Here is a 15,437-nt window from a genome sequence, read left to right as displayed (position 1 = left end):
AATTTGAACCTTTGTAATGTATTTAACGCTGTTTATAAATCAAAAAAGACAAAATTTTACGAAATTTTTACGCGGCTGATCTGACTGTAAATAGAGAGTTTACGGGGTATTTTCGGATACTGAGTTGTGGAATATCCCAGCGTTTAGGATGAAAAAGATGAGTGCTAAATATATAGCGCATCAACAAGTACAGCGTCCAAAATTATGCGTACTTCAAAAACATATAAATCATTGCAATATCGACATTTTTAATTTGAGCCAATCAAGTTGGGGGGGAATGTCATGTTAGAGTTTATCTTAGTCTTGGTGATTGTGATGCTTTTGGCTTTTCCTTTAGGGAAATATCTTGCCTGTATTATGCAAAACCGAGAGATGAAAATTGATCCAATTTTTAACTGGATTGAAAAACCGATTTATCGTGTTTTGGGTACACATCCTGATCAAGGGATGAATGCAAAAACCTATTCACTCAGCTTTGTCGCGAGTTGTATCGTCATCGGATTGGTCACTTGGCTGTTGTTTATGTGCCAAGCAAGTTTGCCACTCAATCCAAATAATGCGCCGAATATGTCATGGGATTTAGCCCTGCATACTATGATTTCATTTCTGACCAATACCAACCAACAGCATTATTCAGGTCAAGCGCAACTGTCATATTTATCACAGATGGTTGGTATTGTTGGATTGCAAATCATTACGCCAATGATGGGCTTGGCAATGGTGGTCGCAACCGTCCGTGCCTTGTTTTATCCGCAGTCGAATGCTTTGTCAGAAGCAGATCAAAACCTAAGCTTTCAAAATAAAGTTGAAAAAATCAATGTCGGTAATTATTGGGCCGATGTGATTCGTCCAACCTTTCGGTTTTTAATTCCTCTATGCATGATTTGGTCATTATTACTTAATAGCCAAGGTGTGCCATCAACCTTTCAAGGTGGTCCAGAAGTTCAAGTGATTGACCAAACCACTGAATTAAAAACTCAAAAAATTCCACTTGGTCCTGTTGCACCCATGGTTGCGATTAAGCAATTGGGCAGTAATGGTGGTGGTTGGTATGGGCCTAACAGTAGTGTGCCATTGGAAAATCCAACACCATTTTCAAATTTCTTAGAAATGATTGCGATTCTACTTATTCCTGTCGCCGTGATTTTTATGTTGGGTTTTTTAACCAAACGCGCAAAATTTGCTGGCTTTGTTTTTGGCTCAATGTTGCTGATGTCGGTTGTTTCAGCCACGGCGGCAATTTGGTCTGAAAGCCTGTCATCTACCGCGATGCAAATTTATGCCATGGAAGGGAAGGAAGTGCGTTTTGGCGAGGCATCTTCTGCACTTTGGGCCGCCATAACCACACAGGTTAATAATGGTTCAGTCAATATGATGCATGATTCTGCATCGCCATTAACAGGCTTGGTGGCGCTGGCGAATATGCTGATTAATGCGATTTGGGGCGGGATTGGCTGTGGCTTACAACAATTTATGATCTATTTGTTTTTGGCTGTATTTATTGCGGGTCTGATGACAGGGCGTACACCTGAATTATTTGGCCGCAAAATTGAAGCAGGAGAAATCAAATTACTTGCTGTGGTGATTTTGATTCAGCCCATTACGATTCTCGGTTTAAGCTCAATTGCTTTGTTTTTCCCAGAACTTACAGGCAATAGCAATCCGCAATACCATGCCATTTCGCAAGTGTTGTATGAGTATGTTTCAGCCTTTGCCAATAATGGTTCTGGTTTTGAAGGTTTAGCGGACAATACCGTGTGGTGGAACGTGAGCTGTGTGATTGCTTTACTGCTTGGACGCTTTCCAACATTGATCATTCCTTTAATGATTGCTGCGCGTTTAGCTGCAAAGCGTCAAGCCCCTGAAAGCAGTGGTAGTTTAAAAGTGGAAACACCAACCTTTGCTTTCACCCTGATTGCCATTGTGGTGATGTTGACCTTATTACAATTTATGCCAGTCCTTGCTTTAGGACCGATCGCTGATCAGCTGTTATTGGTACAAGGCTAGGGTGAATAACATGAATCATTCAAAACAATCTACTCAAAATAAATCATCAACTTTATTCCAAGGTGAAGCTTGGAAAAATGCCTTGATTAAATTGTTACCGCAACATGCGATTAAAAATCCAGTGATGGCGATCGTATGGCTGGGTACCCTCATCACATTGGTCAGTACTTTAACGGGTCAAGCCGATACTGTATTTGGTTTAGCGGTGACCTTGATCTTATTTATCACTGTATTATTTGCCAATTATGCTGAAGCGATTGCCGAAGCCAAAGGTCGAGGTCAAGCCTCTTCTTTAAGACAAGCACGTCAAAACTTAACCGCACGCCGACTCAGAGCTAAGGATGACTTAGAGGGTGTGCAAGTCGCTGCAACTTTATTAAAAATGAATGATCTGATTGAAGTCCGTGCAGGGGAACTTGTTCCTGCGGATGGTGAGATTATTTATGGTTTTGCGACTATTAATGAAGCTGCGGTAACCGGTGAGTCAGCGCCAGTTTTACGTGAAGCAGGTACCGATAAATCGGGTGTGATTGGGGGAACTAAGGTTTTAACGGATCGTATCGTGGTACAGGTGACTGCTGAAGCGGGTAATAGCTTTCTTGACCGAATGATTGCTTTGGTTGAGGGCTCCAATCGTCAAAAAACACCAAACGAAATTGCACTGGGGATTTTACTGACTGTGATGACCGTGACCTTTATCGCGGTAGTAGTGAGTTTACCTTTTATTGGGCATTTCTTAAAAATTGCAATTAACCCGATTTTATTGGTGGCATTGTTGGTGTGTTTGATTCCAACCACCATTGGTGGCTTGTTGCCTGCAATTGGTATTGCGGGGATGAATCGGGCATTAAAAGCCAATGTGATTGCCAAATCAGGTAAAGCTGTCGAAGTCGCGGGTGATGTGGATGTATTGTTACTCGATAAAACAGGAACCATCACCTATGGTGATCGTCAGGCAACAGCATTTTTCCCACTGACAGGTGTGACTGAGTCGGAACTGCGTCAAGCTGCGATATTGACTTCACTTGCAGATCCAACACCAGAGGGTAAATCCATTGTGGTTTTGGCAAAAGAGCAAGGTGAACATATTGTTGAACCTGAACAGGCCGAGTTTATAGCCTTTAATGCCGCAACGCGAATTTCAGGTGTAAATTTACTCAGTGGTCAGCAAATCCGTAAAGGGGCAGTAGATGCGATTGTTAAATTCGCTTCACAGAATATTGAACATCATAGTGAGCTTAAAACGCGGGTAGAACAGGTTGCTTCAAAAGGTGCAACGCCGTTAGTGGTGGCAAAAGATCAAAATATTCTGGGGGTGATTGAACTTTCAGATGTGATTAAACAAGGCATCAAGGAAAAATTTGCTCGCTTACGTGAAATGGGTATAAAAACGGTCATGGTCACAGGGGATAACCCGCTGACTGCTGCTGCCATTGCGGCTGAAGCTGGTGTCGATGACTACATCGCTGAAGCGAAACCTGAAGATAAGTTAAATTGTATTCGTCTTGAACAGAATAAAGGTCATTTGGTTGCCATGGTTGGCGATGGAACCAATGATGCACCTGCATTGGCACAAGCGGATATTGGTTTGGCAATGAACTCAGGGACCCAAGCGGCAAAAGAAGCGGGCAATATGGTGGACTTGGATTCAGATCCAACCAAATTATTATCTGTCGTTGAGATTGGTAAACAGCAGTTAATTACCCGTGGTGCATTGACCACCTTTTCATTGGCCAATGACGTTTCCAAATACTTTGCCATTTTACCTGCTTTATTTGTTGCAGCCATTCCTCAAATGCAAGCCTTAAATGTAATGCGCTTGGGAAGTTCAGAAAGTGCAATTCTCTCAGCACTGATTTTCAACGCCATCATTATTCCATTATTGATTCCAATTGCTTTACGTGGAGTGAAGTTTAAGCCTTCAACATCAACGCAATTGTTACGTCGAAATATGCTGATTTACGGTGTGGGTGGTGTGGTGTTGCCGTTTATCGCGATTAAGCTGATTGATCTGATGATCAGTCCTTTATTGGCGCTTTAGAAATTTTGAGGTTGATTAAAATGAATACTGAAAATAATCGATTGGTTGAGTCATCATTCGCTGGACTAACACGGGCATCGCTGGGCTTAACCATTGTCGCATTGGGTCTCTGTGGCTTTGTCTACAGTACTGCGGCAACAGGGCTAGGACAAGTTTTTTTTGATCAACAAGCCAATGGCAGTTTGATCGTTGAAAATGACCGAGTTGTCGGTTCTAAACTGGTTGCACAGCCTTTTGTACAAGCGCAATATTTCCATCCACGACCTTCTGCTGCCAATTATGATCCAATGGCCATGGCGGGAAGTAATATGGCACGAACCAATCCTGATTTACATAAAGCAGTAGAGGAGCGTTTAAACAAAATTGCGATACAGGATCACATTGAAAAAAGCGCGATTCCTGCGGATTTGGTCACGGCTTCAGGCAGCGGAATTGATCCTGAAATCAGTGTGCAATCTGCAATGATTCAAGTAAAACGCATTGCCAAAGCAAGACATTTGCCAGAACAGGATGTGCTAAGGTTGCTGCAAGAAAATAGTATACAACCGACATTTGGAATTTTAGGGCAAGCCAGAGTCAATGTACTTGAATTAAATTTGGCTTTGGATCAAATTGGAACTCAATAAATGGGTTGCAATCATCAACGCAAAATGAATCAGTGTTGATGTAATTGATTCTCTCTGATTGTTGAAAAGCGGGCATTATTGGGATTTTATTTTGGTATAAATTTACAATATTCCCTCTTTTCAAGTGTAGATGATTCAAGCTAAATCAAACGACGGTTTTTCTGTGTTTCTTTGCAGTATTGAATGGTCGCAAAGAAACACCACAGTGATGTAATTTTTAAACAAGCAGACGGCGATGAGCGATTATAGAAATAATAAAGCAGATGTTTTACTGCAACACACTCAGCGTTATCAATCTGGGCGCCTCACTATATTTTTAGGTGCTGCACCTGGTGTGGGGAAGACTTTTGCAATGTTAGTGCGTGCGCACGAACTGGCCTTGCAAGGGATCAATATTGTGATTGGCTATGTTGAAACCCATGGTCGCATTGAAACTGAAAACCTCATCTCAGGTTTGGTGATTATTCCAAGAAAGACGATTGAGTATCAAGGGCATGCTCTTGAAGAAATGGATCTTGATGCTGTGCTGGCAAGCAAACCCAGTATTGTTTTAGTGGATGAATTTGCGCATAGCAATATGCCAAATAGTCGTCATGAAAAACGTTGGCAAGACATCAATGAATTACTGGATGCGGGTATTGATGTATTTACCACAATGAATATTCAGCATCTCGAAAGTTTAAATGATGTGGTCTATCAAATTACGGGTATTCGGGTGACTGAAACCGTACCTGATCGAGTCTTTGAGCGGATCCGTGATATTCGATTAATTGATTTACCTGTCAATGAATTACTTGAGCGTTTAAATCAGGGCAAAGTCTATGTACCTGAGCAAGCTGAACAGGCATTACAACGCTTTTTCAACAGTTCAAATCTGACCGCATTGCGTGAATTGGCAATGCAAACGGTTGCCAGTCATGTCGATACCGATGTTCGAGAAAATTTTGCTATACAAGGGCTTGCCCCCATTCCTTTAAAAAATCATATTTTAATTATGATTGAGGGCAATGGGCAGGCAGAGGCGTTGGTTCGTGCAGGTTGTCGTATTGCCGAAAATCGGCAGGCAAATTGGACGGTGGTGGTCTTTTCTAAAGATTCAAAAATAACCGAAAAACAAGACAATTTATCCAGTCGAGAAATTGAACGTGCTTTAAACCTCACCCGTCAATTGGGCGGAATGACAGAAATCCTTTATGGTCAACAACATGCAAAAATGTTGTTTGATTATGTGATGGATCGAGGAATTTCAACCTTGGTGTTGGCACAATCGCATCGTAAAGCCTTTGTATGGGGTGTAAATGTATGGGGTGTAAATTTTGTTGATCAATTACTTAAGTACCAGCCAAGTTTTGAATTGAGTATCGTCCCGATTCTTGCAGAACATCGCCAGCAATCATTTTTTCAGGATACGCATTCATTTCTAAATCTTAGAGAAATATTATTCGTTATATCAACCACAGTGGTCAGTATTGTGATTGCCAGCTTAGGTGAAAAGTATTTAGGAATCGAAGAGCTTTCGGTGATATTTATCACTGCTGTAGTTTTTGTGGCATCTAAGACACGGATGCTGGCTGCGGTATTTTCGGCACTGTTGTTCTTTTTGGCTTATAACTTTTTCTTTATTTCACCCAAATTCACTTTGCAAATTTCTGCACATCAGGGCGTGATAACCGTGGTTGCCTTTTTAGGCGCAGCGTTGATTTCAAGCCGTTTGGCATCAAGACTGAGAGAACAAGTGACTGCTTTAAAGGCTGCCAATAGCTATAACAGTATTATGCAGGATTTAGGTCAAAAGCTGTCTATCGCAATTGATTTAAAGCAAGTGCAGGAGATTGCAGAAAACAGTTTAAGTAAAAACTTAAATGCCGAAATCTGGTTTTATTTCCCAGAATCGTCAATGTCATCACTTGAGGTGATTAACAATAAAGAAAAAATTTCAGCGGATTGGACATTTAAAAACCATCAACCATCGGGGCGGTTTACCCAAACCTTAACTGAAAATGATTGGTGGTTTTTACCATTATTGGCGTCTAAACAGTGTTTTGGTGTAGTCGGGGTTAAGTTTCTTAAAAATGTATCGGTTTTAAATACAGAACAGAAGCAATTGACTGAAACCATGGTTGAATATATTGCTCAAGCGATTTCTCGAACCCAACTCACTAAAGCCTTGGAAATCGCCAATGTCAGTTCAGAAACCGAGAGATTACGTTCGGCCTTGTTATCCTCCGTTTCTCATGATTTACGTTCACCTTTAGCTTCTATGATTGGAGCAGCTGATACTTTGAGCAATTATCGGCATTCGATGGATGAACAAGATCAAGATAGTTTGTTGGAGGCGATTCATTTAGAAGGCGAACGGCTGGATCGTTATATTCAGAATTTATTGGATATGACACGCTTAGGCCATGAAGGTTTAAGTCTTAAACGAGATTGGATTGGTGTCGATGAGTTGATTGGTTCAGCGGTACGCCGTTTAAAACGTTATATGCCGCAAAGTCTTGTTGATGTTGATTTACCTGAGCAAACCTTGAGCCTATTTGTGCATGCAGCTTTGATCGAACAAGCGATTTTTAATGTATTGGAAAATGCAGCCAAGTTTTCTCCAGAAAATAAAGCGGTAACGATTAAAGTTTTACAACTCAATGAAAACGAAATTGAAATCTCAATTAGTGATCAAGGTTTAGGTATCCCAGAAGATGAACGAGAGCGTATTTTTGATATGTTCTATACTATGGAACGTGGTGATCGCGGGCAGTATGGTACGGGGTTGGGCTTAACCATTGTTAAAGCCATTATTGGTGCGCATATGGGTAAAATTTCGGCATCTTCAGCCAAGAATAATCAAGGCACCTGCATCCGTATGCAATTGCCGATTCAGCAGATTGGATAAGTGCACATATTGATTTTAGGAAATAGCATGCCAGAACATAATGTATCGACAAGTTCCATGACCAATGTATTGATTATTGATGACGAAACTCAAATTCGTAAGTTTCTCGATATTGCACTTAGGGCACAAGGGTATAAAACCCTACTGGCTGAAAATGGTCAAAAGGGCTTAGAGCTTTTGGCTTTGCAAGGCGCTGATTTAATTATTTTAGATTTAGGGCTACCTGATTTAGATGGTTTAGAAGTTTTGTCTGAATTGCGAGCGTGGTCACATGTCCCTGTGATTGTTTTGTCGGTTCGTTCTAATGAGGAGGAAAAAGTTAAATTACTGGATGCTGGCGCCAATGATTATGTGACGAAACCTTTTAGTGTTCAGGAGCTGATGGCGCGAATTCGTGTATTACTCAGACAATTTCAAAATATTGCTGTAGAGTCCGCTTTTTTTGATGATGGATTTTTAAAAATTGATTTTGCCCAAAGACAGGTATTTCTTAACCAACAACTGATTTCACTGACACGTAAGGAATATCAATTGCTGACTTTATTGGCGCAACATAAAGGGCAGCTGATTACTCAACCACAAATTCTCAGTGATTTATGGGGACCTACTCATCAGGAAGATACCCACTATTTAAGAATTTTAGTGGCCAAATTGCGTGGAAAACTGAATGATAATGCGGTACAACCCAAATATATTGTGACTGAACCAGGTGTGGGCTTACGCTTTGTAGGCTAAGCATGGTTAAATCTTTTTTGAGATCATTGGTCTCTTACCGTATTTACAGTAGATGGTTAAAATTAAACTAAACGATTCTTTGTAAAGTGCAGAGTAAGGGGCTTTTTATAGTCAACCTGTCAAAAAACTCAGACACAATAATATAATTATCCTTAATTAATATTTTTAATTAAATCAATAGTATGTAAAAGTTATTTGATTAAAAAGTTAGCAATGCCACACTTTACATTTAAAGTTTAAATACCTTTGCGTAGGCGATACCTTACTTTTGAAAGATCAAAAGTAACAAAAATCTTTCGTTTAACAGGGCTCTTGCGCTGCAAACAAAGCAGTGCTTTATTTTTGCTCATATACCCCCGCCCAACGGCGACATCCATGTCGCCCCACGGTAGGATACCCATCTATGATTCAAAAGCACAAAAAACGAAATACTGACAATAAATATAGTTTATTTATTAAATCAAACAATTAAGTGATTTATTCAGATTTGAACGAGTACCTGTGTTTTAATTTTTACTGAAAATTTTGGCCTTATATTGATAAGACTTTGTGATTTGAATTTAGAATTATGAGGATTGAATAAATAAAGCGTAATCAAATATATTTTATCCGCTTTCATCTGCTGATCTGTGTTAACTTAGCTTTGATCGAATCCGTAAGCGAAACGGAAGTGTTTAGGTTGTTACAGGAATTGCGTATTCCCTCTAAATAGATTTAAAACCTAAGCAGTTAACGCTGAGCATGAGATCGCAGCATGCCGATCTAAAAAGCCCGCACTATTGTGGGCTTTTTTACATCATAAAAAAGCTGAATATTTTAGTAGTCAACGTCTAAATTTATATGACACACAATAAAAAAAACTTACCAAGTATCGGTAAGTTTTTTAGATAAAGCTGTATAAATTAAACTTTAATATTATTTAGGTTTATTTTCTTCAGCTGGTTTAACTTGATTATTGTCCTGATTTGGATTCGGCGGTGTCACACCGGGAGTTGCTTGTGGCGCATCTTTAGCAGGAGTTTGCTCAGCATTTTTAGTATCAGAATTTGCTTGAGTTGAATTTTGCGAAAAACTTTTAAATGACATTATAATCTTCTTAACTGTGAAGTGAGTCTGGATAATAGCCTTTTAATTCACTTACACTAAGGTAGTTATGAGAGCCATATGTGGAGATATGTTGGCTAAACTGAGTTTATATCGACAAAATATATTTATAAAAATATCAAATATTTGTATGGTGTTGTTTTAAATGGTGATATAGAAAATCTTTAAATCTAGGCCTGTACATAAACATCACAAAGCCATTATATAAAGAAGAACTTTTAATTTAAAATAATCAAATGTTATTTAAGTTGCATAATCTGCTGAATGAGCGTATTATGAAAAATACTAAAGCAGATGTGCTTAATATATAAGCAAGACTTGAAGGTTGGCTTCAACTCTGACTTCTGCAATATCAAGCTGATGTAAATATCAAAAGTTTAAATTAAGGTTAGATGCCTTCTTATCGTTAGTTCCAAAAATATATCTGTTGGTCTTAATAGTTAAATACTTCTCTGTTTGCAAAAGCTCAAAACAATTGAGTGAAAAAATGAATATTTTAAATGGCTGGACAATAGCCTCTGCAGTAAATGGCGATGAAATTCGCGTAAAGATCGTTCCTTTAAAAAGACAACAAAGCAACCGTACTGGTATGAGTTGGGTCGAAGTAGGGAAAAAGATTGAATTAGAATCTGGTGACGATCGTCAATTTAATATTGATGGCTCATCTTTCTATCTTAATCAAAATCAACTTTATCGTATTGCGATATAATTCGTAATCAATGTTTTAGAAAAGCTCATCGTAAGATGGGCTTTTTATATGTGTGAACGAAAATAAAAGGTAATATAAAAGGTATCGAAAGTTAAAGAATGATTTCTGATCTGTGTTGATTGATCAATACTCGATAATTTTAAAATGATTAAATGGAATTAAAATCTCATAATAAAAACTTACCATGTGACTGTTTGGTTAAATACCGAAATAGATTAAATCAGCCATAACACTGAAATTTCGATGATTTATCTCAATCTTTGAAATCAAATGTAATAAAGTTTCACATAAACTTGCATAACTCACATATCGAAATACTTTATTAGAAATTTGATGTTATTCCTAATAGACGTTATTCAATTCAGTATGAGGTATATCATGTTAAAGACCGTAGCATTATTAGGGACTGGAATCGCAATTGCTTGCTACTATCAGTCACATAAAAATAATCCTCAAAAAACCAAGGGTAAAAATTTAGCCAAGACCAAAGATGATGATCATAAAGAGTCCTCAGCAGAAGCAGTACATTAAATTTTAATGAAAAACCACCGATTCGGTGGTTTTTTAATATGAATAGAACAATAAAAAAATTATTTAAAACTTTGAGGTGGATGCCCTAAGTGCCGTTTAAACATCGCACTAAATGCACTCTGGCTGGTATAACCTAATGAAGCGGATATATGAGATATACTTTTGCCTTGAGCCAGTTGGCTTAAGGCCAAGACAATGTGCATTTGTTGAATCCACCCACGATAGGACAAACCTGTTTCTTTTTTAAATAATCGAATTAAGGTTCTTGGGCTTGTACCAATTTCATCAGCCCAGATATTTAATTCCTTAGCGTTGTTCGGATTATTAATTAAATAGTCACAAATTAAGATAAGACGTTTATCTTTAGGTTTGGGAATTTCTATTGGATATGTAGGTGCCTTTTTTATTTCATCAAAAATTAGCAGTTGTAAGGATCTCTCTAAATCTTCGCTGTATGGCGTTTCGTGATCTTTCATTGTATCTAGTTGATTAAGCCTAAGAACTAATTCACGTAAAAGGCTGCTCATTCTCACTAAAAAACATTTTTCTCCTAAAATATCTGCAGCATTTTTTTCAACTAAAGCCGTACTTAATCTGACCTCGCTTAATGAAATCACACTGTGTTCAACAAATGCAGGGATCCACAGCGCACATTGCGGAGGGATAAGCCAGATATGATCAGCCGTTTGAACACGTATTGCACCTTGAGACGCATAGAGCAACTGCGCACGGCTATGCATATGTGGTGCGATAACACTTCCATATTTATGCTTGGAGCCTTTAGAAATAACCAATGTGGTTACCGAGTCTGAGTTTACTGGCATCGATATACACGCTTAAAATTTGTCACTTAGGCGATAATTTTTGGAATATACAAGTCAATATGACAATTTATACTAAACCATAAAGTTTCATGTAATAAAGGTTTGTTTATGCAATCTACTTCACCAACACATCAAGATCATCGGATGGATGCTCCAAACGACCCTAAGATGGTACATCACATTATTTTCGCAGTTGCTTTCGCTCATTTATTAAATGATTTAATTCAAGCGTCACTTCCCGCAATTTACCCATTACTTAAAAATAGTTTTTCATTAAATTTCACTCAAATCGGAATAATTTCACTGGTTTATCAAGTTACCGCTTCATTATTACAACCATGGATTGGATTGCATACCGATAAATATCCTAAACCTTATCTTTTGCCATTGGGGATGGTAATTACACTGATTGGCATATTCATGCTGGCTTTTTCTAATAGTTTCTATATGTTGCTGTTATCAGCATCTTTAATTGGAGTTGGATCTTCAACATTTCATCCTGAAGCCTCACGTGTTGCGAGAATGGCCTCTGGAGGAAAGTTTGGTACAGCTCAGTCAGCTTTTCAAGTGGGTGGAAATACAGGATCAGCGATAGGTCCTTTACTTGCTGCAATCATTATTGTTCCAAATGGTCAGGCTTCAACAGCATGGCTGATGCTATTTGCCTTAATCGCAATTTGGATTTTATTTAAAGTCAGTAAATGGACAATAAATAATGCACAAAAACAACTCAGCAAAAGTATATCTTTACCAAGTTTTAAATTACATGGGCGTACTTTATTTCGTGCACTTAGTATTATTGCTATATTGATGTTTGCTAAGTTTACTTATATTGCAAGTATAAGTAATTATTATACTTTTTACTTAATTGAAAAGTTCCATCTTTCCATTCAAAGTGCTCAGTTATATCTCTTTGCTTTTTTAGCTACTGTTGCAATAGGAACTTATTTTGGTGGGCCTATTGGCGATCGAATTGGGCGTAGAGCAGTGATTTGGATATCTTTCTTGGGAATGATACCGTTTGCACTGGCTTTACCTTATGTAAATTTATTCTGGACTTGTACTTTCGCAATGATAGCTGGATTAATTATGTCGTCAGCATTTTCTGCGATGGTTGTTTATGCACAAGAAGCTGTGCCTGGTCGTGTAGGGATGATTGCGGGACTGATGTTTGGTCTCATGTTTGGAGTAAGTGGTATAGCAGCAGCGGGGTTAGGCTATCTCGCAGATAAAAATAGCATAGATTGGGTATTTCAATTATGTTCATTTTTACCACTTTTAGGTTTTGTGACCTTGTTCCTACCAAATACTCAAGTTAAACATCAATCAAGCTAAAAAGTAATTATGTTTTTTAAGAATATCAAATGTTTAAAATATACGTTCGATATTAAATTTCATGCTCACAACTGATTTTAGTGAACTGAGTGTGTCGTCTAAATTTTTAAACCAAAGTGACGGTGGATGAAGTTGGTGAATCTGTGGATTGCGTAAATCTCACCGACTTTGGTTTTAAATGATGGATAAAGCGCGGAGATGAGCAAATGTGAAATATGTTTGATCTGTCTCACATTCTAGATATGGCTTTATTGGGTTTTAGGCATAAGAAAAAAGTTAAAAAATTAAATAAAAATGTCAGCTTTTATAGAAATCCATATTTTTTTTAAGGTTTTTGTAAATATACCTCAAAATAGAGGCTGTTTTACCTCAAAGTGCTTTGCTTAATTTCTAAAAATAGGACATAACTATGAGAGTAAATAGAGTAAAAATTTTTAATTACAAGGGGAATAAAAAATGCTTTTAAAATTTGCCACTCGATTCGCAAGTATTTTGTTTGGAATATTGGCTTTAATCGCGATCGTGATTCATTTTGTTTTTTCCAATAAGCTATCCATTGATCTATGGATTGTGTTTTTCCCAGTGATTTTAGCGGTTCCAATTTTAACAGCAGTTTTGATCACTGGTGATGATGAGTTAGGTGTTCAATCTGGTGAGTGGAACAACTCATAACTTTAAATCTAAGCTCATCGAAAGATGGGCTTTTTAGTATATGAAAGAATTAATTTTGAACCTATGTCATTATTTCACTTTTTCTTTTAATGGATAAAGGAGGGATATAGGCAGTAAGTACCGACAAATTTGTGGTTATATAGCGAGTCTAGTTATCGTTATGCACTCGCTTAAACTTGTATTTGCAGTGTTTTGTTTCAACAGCTGTATCGTTGATGAGGAGATCCAAGTTGCGATATTTATTGTTTATACTCAGTTTTTTTCTATGTGCTGAATTGAAAGCGCAGAGCCCATTAGACGAACCTTTTTTGCAAGTTGGTGCGGTTGATGATCAATTCAATATCATTAATCTCGAATTGTACAATGGCTTAGTCAAAGTGATTAATCACAACTTTTCGAACATTAAGCCGAATCAATCAGATGACTTAACAAACATTTCTAGAATTAGATTGACCAGCAATGGATTGTTGCTTGTATCTGATTTAAAGGGGATTGAGTCTACAGAAGATCTAAGAGAGAAATTTGATGAAAACAAGTATAAAAATCTGACCAAAAATAACATCTGTAGTAAAAGTGATTTATTTGAGTCAGAGGTATTTAAAAAAACAACACGAGGCAATATTGTTTATCAATTAAATAACGCTAAAGGTGAGTTTTTGAAAAGTTTTACAATGAGCTATAAAGAATGTCTATAGATATTAGGTGTTTAAATGAATACTTTGGGATAATTACTATATATTTAAATACTTATTGTACAGTCGAATTTTTTGTAGCTCAGACTAATTTATAATTTTTAAATTAAACCCAAAAAAGTAGAATTCCTTAGCCATTTCTAAGGGATAGCAAAATGTGGAATTTCATCAAAAGCTTTAATTGTATAAATGTATGGCTAATCGTATCTTTGATTGCTCTTGGATTGGTGTTGTTTCTATATTTTTCTTAAATTTAGGTGATTTATAGCAATTCAGAGGTAGTAACTAAGTTTGAAGTATCGAGCTTGTATAGGGCATAGCTATATTTTAGCTCTAGTGGATGGGAAGTTGGATGATGTAGGTTTATGGGTTTTATTAGAATAATGAAAATAAATTATGCTCTTCAATAAAAATAAATATCTAATGCATATCGTGCATAAACGATGATGTTTGAGATTTTAGTAGATCGTTTGGAAGCATGGCGCTAGATGATCTCTATGCATATAATCAATGTAATTAGAAAAATTCTAAGGACTATAAAAATGAAATTGAAAATTTTATTGCTTTTATCATTTAGCCTGGAAATTTATGCAAATCAAATAGATCACTGCAAAATTATTGCAGAAAGTGCTGGAATGATCATGCAGTTAAGACAGTTTGGTGTTGATTTAAATACAGCATTTAATTTAAAAGGCGAACTAAGCAATAATGCAAAAAATTTAGAAGTCATCATTGCTGATGCAGAATCAAAACCTGTATATGCTACAAATTTAGGTAAACAAAAAGCGGAAGACGAATTTGCAGCTGAATGGAAAAAATTGTGTTTGGAATCAGTTGAGTTTTTGAATGATAGTGCAAATCCAACTTAATCAGTTTATCGCGTGGATCAAAGAGAATAGATAGTTGTTTCGCTATGACCTATAAGTAGGGACTATATTTTTGGAAATGAAATTAAAGGCATATTCAACATATATTTATAATTTTTATTTTATAAGGATTTGAAAATAAAACACTCCAGAGATGCCGCTGCATGGTCGTTACCCTGAACCCGATGAGTTCAAGGTGGACGCGACGTACACTTAATGGGTTTCCCACTCAAGGTGGGCATACACTCAAAATATACAGAACACATCCATAAGTTTAAGTATCGGCAGGGGAATAGACGTACTGGCGAACACCCTAGAGTTGTATTAAGTATACATAATTTGGAGATTGTGGCAAATCACCAACGCTCATAATTTATAAATACAGCATAAAAAAACCAATCAATT

At 37.3% G+C, this 15,437-nt stretch carries 13 protein-coding genes and 1 other RNA gene; 11 read left to right on the top strand and 3 right to left on the bottom strand.

Annotated elements, in window-relative coordinates:
• The first annotated feature begins 282 nt into the window (after positions 1-282).
• The 5 genes from kdpA to ACQ7EO_RS15400 all read left to right on the top strand — a co-directional run bounded on the left by kdpA (position 283) and on the right by ACQ7EO_RS15400 (position 8,299).
• Positions 283-2,007 (top strand): potassium-transporting ATPase subunit KdpA, encoded by a 1,725-nt coding sequence (kdpA, locus tag ACQ7EO_RS15420; RefSeq protein WP_434277920.1) that lies wholly within the window; start codon positions 283-285, stop codon positions 2,005-2,007.
• A gap of 10 nt (positions 2,008-2,017) precedes the next feature.
• Entirely contained in the window at positions 2,018-4,048 is a 2,031-nt protein-coding gene (gene kdpB / locus ACQ7EO_RS15415) for a potassium-transporting ATPase subunit KdpB (RefSeq protein ID WP_434277919.1), read from the top strand.
• A gap of 20 nt (positions 4,049-4,068) precedes the next feature.
• Positions 4,069-4,674 (top strand): potassium-transporting ATPase subunit KdpC, encoded by a 606-nt coding sequence (kdpC, locus tag ACQ7EO_RS15410; protein WP_034618123.1) that lies wholly within the window; start codon positions 4,069-4,071, stop codon positions 4,672-4,674.
• 235 nt (positions 4,675-4,909) lie between these two features.
• Positions 4,910-7,564 carry an ATP-binding protein gene (locus ACQ7EO_RS15405; protein WP_434277917.1) on the top strand — a complete coding sequence of 885 codons (2,655 nt, stop codon included), beginning with the start codon at positions 4,910-4,912 and terminating at the stop codon, positions 7,562-7,564.
• A gap of 27 nt (positions 7,565-7,591) precedes the next feature.
• On the top strand, positions 7,592-8,299 hold the full coding sequence (locus ACQ7EO_RS15400; protein WP_034618127.1) for a response regulator: 708 nt from the start codon (positions 7,592-7,594) through the stop codon (positions 8,297-8,299).
• A gap of 915 nt (positions 8,300-9,214) precedes the next feature.
• On the opposite strand, the gene ACQ7EO_RS15395 is transcribed toward ACQ7EO_RS15400, so the two are convergent.
• Positions 9,215-9,385 (bottom strand): hypothetical protein, encoded by a 171-nt coding sequence (locus tag ACQ7EO_RS15395; protein WP_171077820.1) that lies wholly within the window; start codon positions 9,383-9,385, stop codon positions 9,215-9,217.
• A gap of 505 nt (positions 9,386-9,890) precedes the next feature.
• Between ACQ7EO_RS15395 and ACQ7EO_RS15390 the strand changes: the two genes are divergently transcribed.
• Together ACQ7EO_RS15390 and ACQ7EO_RS15385 are read left to right on the top strand one after the other, a co-directional pair.
• On the top strand, positions 9,891-10,112 hold the full coding sequence (locus ACQ7EO_RS15390) for a hypothetical protein (RefSeq protein WP_004722098.1): 222 nt from the start codon (positions 9,891-9,893) through the stop codon (positions 10,110-10,112).
• A 378-nt stretch (positions 10,113-10,490) separates the two neighbouring features.
• On the top strand, positions 10,491-10,643 hold the full coding sequence (locus ACQ7EO_RS15385; RefSeq protein WP_004819938.1) for a hypothetical protein: 153 nt from the start codon (positions 10,491-10,493) through the stop codon (positions 10,641-10,643).
• A gap of 59 nt (positions 10,644-10,702) precedes the next feature.
• Here the strand turns inward: ACQ7EO_RS15385 and ACQ7EO_RS15380 are convergent, their stop codons facing one another.
• Entirely contained in the window at positions 10,703-11,473 is a 771-nt protein-coding gene (locus ACQ7EO_RS15380; protein WP_413772484.1) for an AraC family transcriptional regulator, read from the bottom strand.
• Positions 11,474-11,611: 138 nt separating this feature from the next.
• On the opposite strand from ACQ7EO_RS15380, the gene ACQ7EO_RS15375 reads away from it, so the two are divergent.
• The 4 genes from ACQ7EO_RS15375 (at position 11,612) to ACQ7EO_RS15360 (ending at position 15,035) form a co-directional block, all read left to right on the top strand.
• The gene (locus tag ACQ7EO_RS15375; RefSeq protein ID WP_434279622.1) at positions 11,612-12,802 is read left to right on the top strand and encodes an MFS transporter; all 1,191 of its coding nucleotides are present in this window, start codon (positions 11,612-11,614) and stop codon (positions 12,800-12,802) included.
• Between the two features lie 456 nt (positions 12,803-13,258).
• Positions 13,259-13,474, top strand: coding sequence for a hypothetical protein (locus tag ACQ7EO_RS15370; RefSeq protein WP_419308907.1), 216 nt, complete (start codon positions 13,259-13,261; stop codon positions 13,472-13,474).
• Between the two features lie 230 nt (positions 13,475-13,704).
• On the top strand, positions 13,705-14,169 hold the full coding sequence (locus ACQ7EO_RS15365; RefSeq protein WP_434277915.1) for a hypothetical protein: 465 nt from the start codon (positions 13,705-13,707) through the stop codon (positions 14,167-14,169).
• 539 nt (positions 14,170-14,708) lie between these two features.
• Positions 14,709-15,035 carry a hypothetical protein gene (locus ACQ7EO_RS15360; RefSeq protein ID WP_434277913.1) on the top strand — a complete coding sequence of 109 codons (327 nt, stop codon included), beginning with the start codon at positions 14,709-14,711 and terminating at the stop codon, positions 15,033-15,035.
• Between the two features lie 138 nt (positions 15,036-15,173).
• Here ACQ7EO_RS15360 and ssrS read toward each other — a convergent pair.
• A non-coding RNA gene (gene ssrS, locus ACQ7EO_RS15355) (6S RNA) lies at positions 15,174-15,355 on the bottom strand.
• Positions 15,356-15,437 lie beyond the last annotated feature (82 nt).

It is taken from the genome of Acinetobacter sp. CE-15, assembly GCF_051059255.1.
In the GTDB taxonomy this organism is placed as follows: domain Bacteria; phylum Pseudomonadota; class Gammaproteobacteria; order Pseudomonadales; family Moraxellaceae; genus Acinetobacter; species Acinetobacter guillouiae.
Note: the sequence above shows the minus strand (reverse complement) of the source record. Positions and strands in the feature narration are given on the sequence as shown.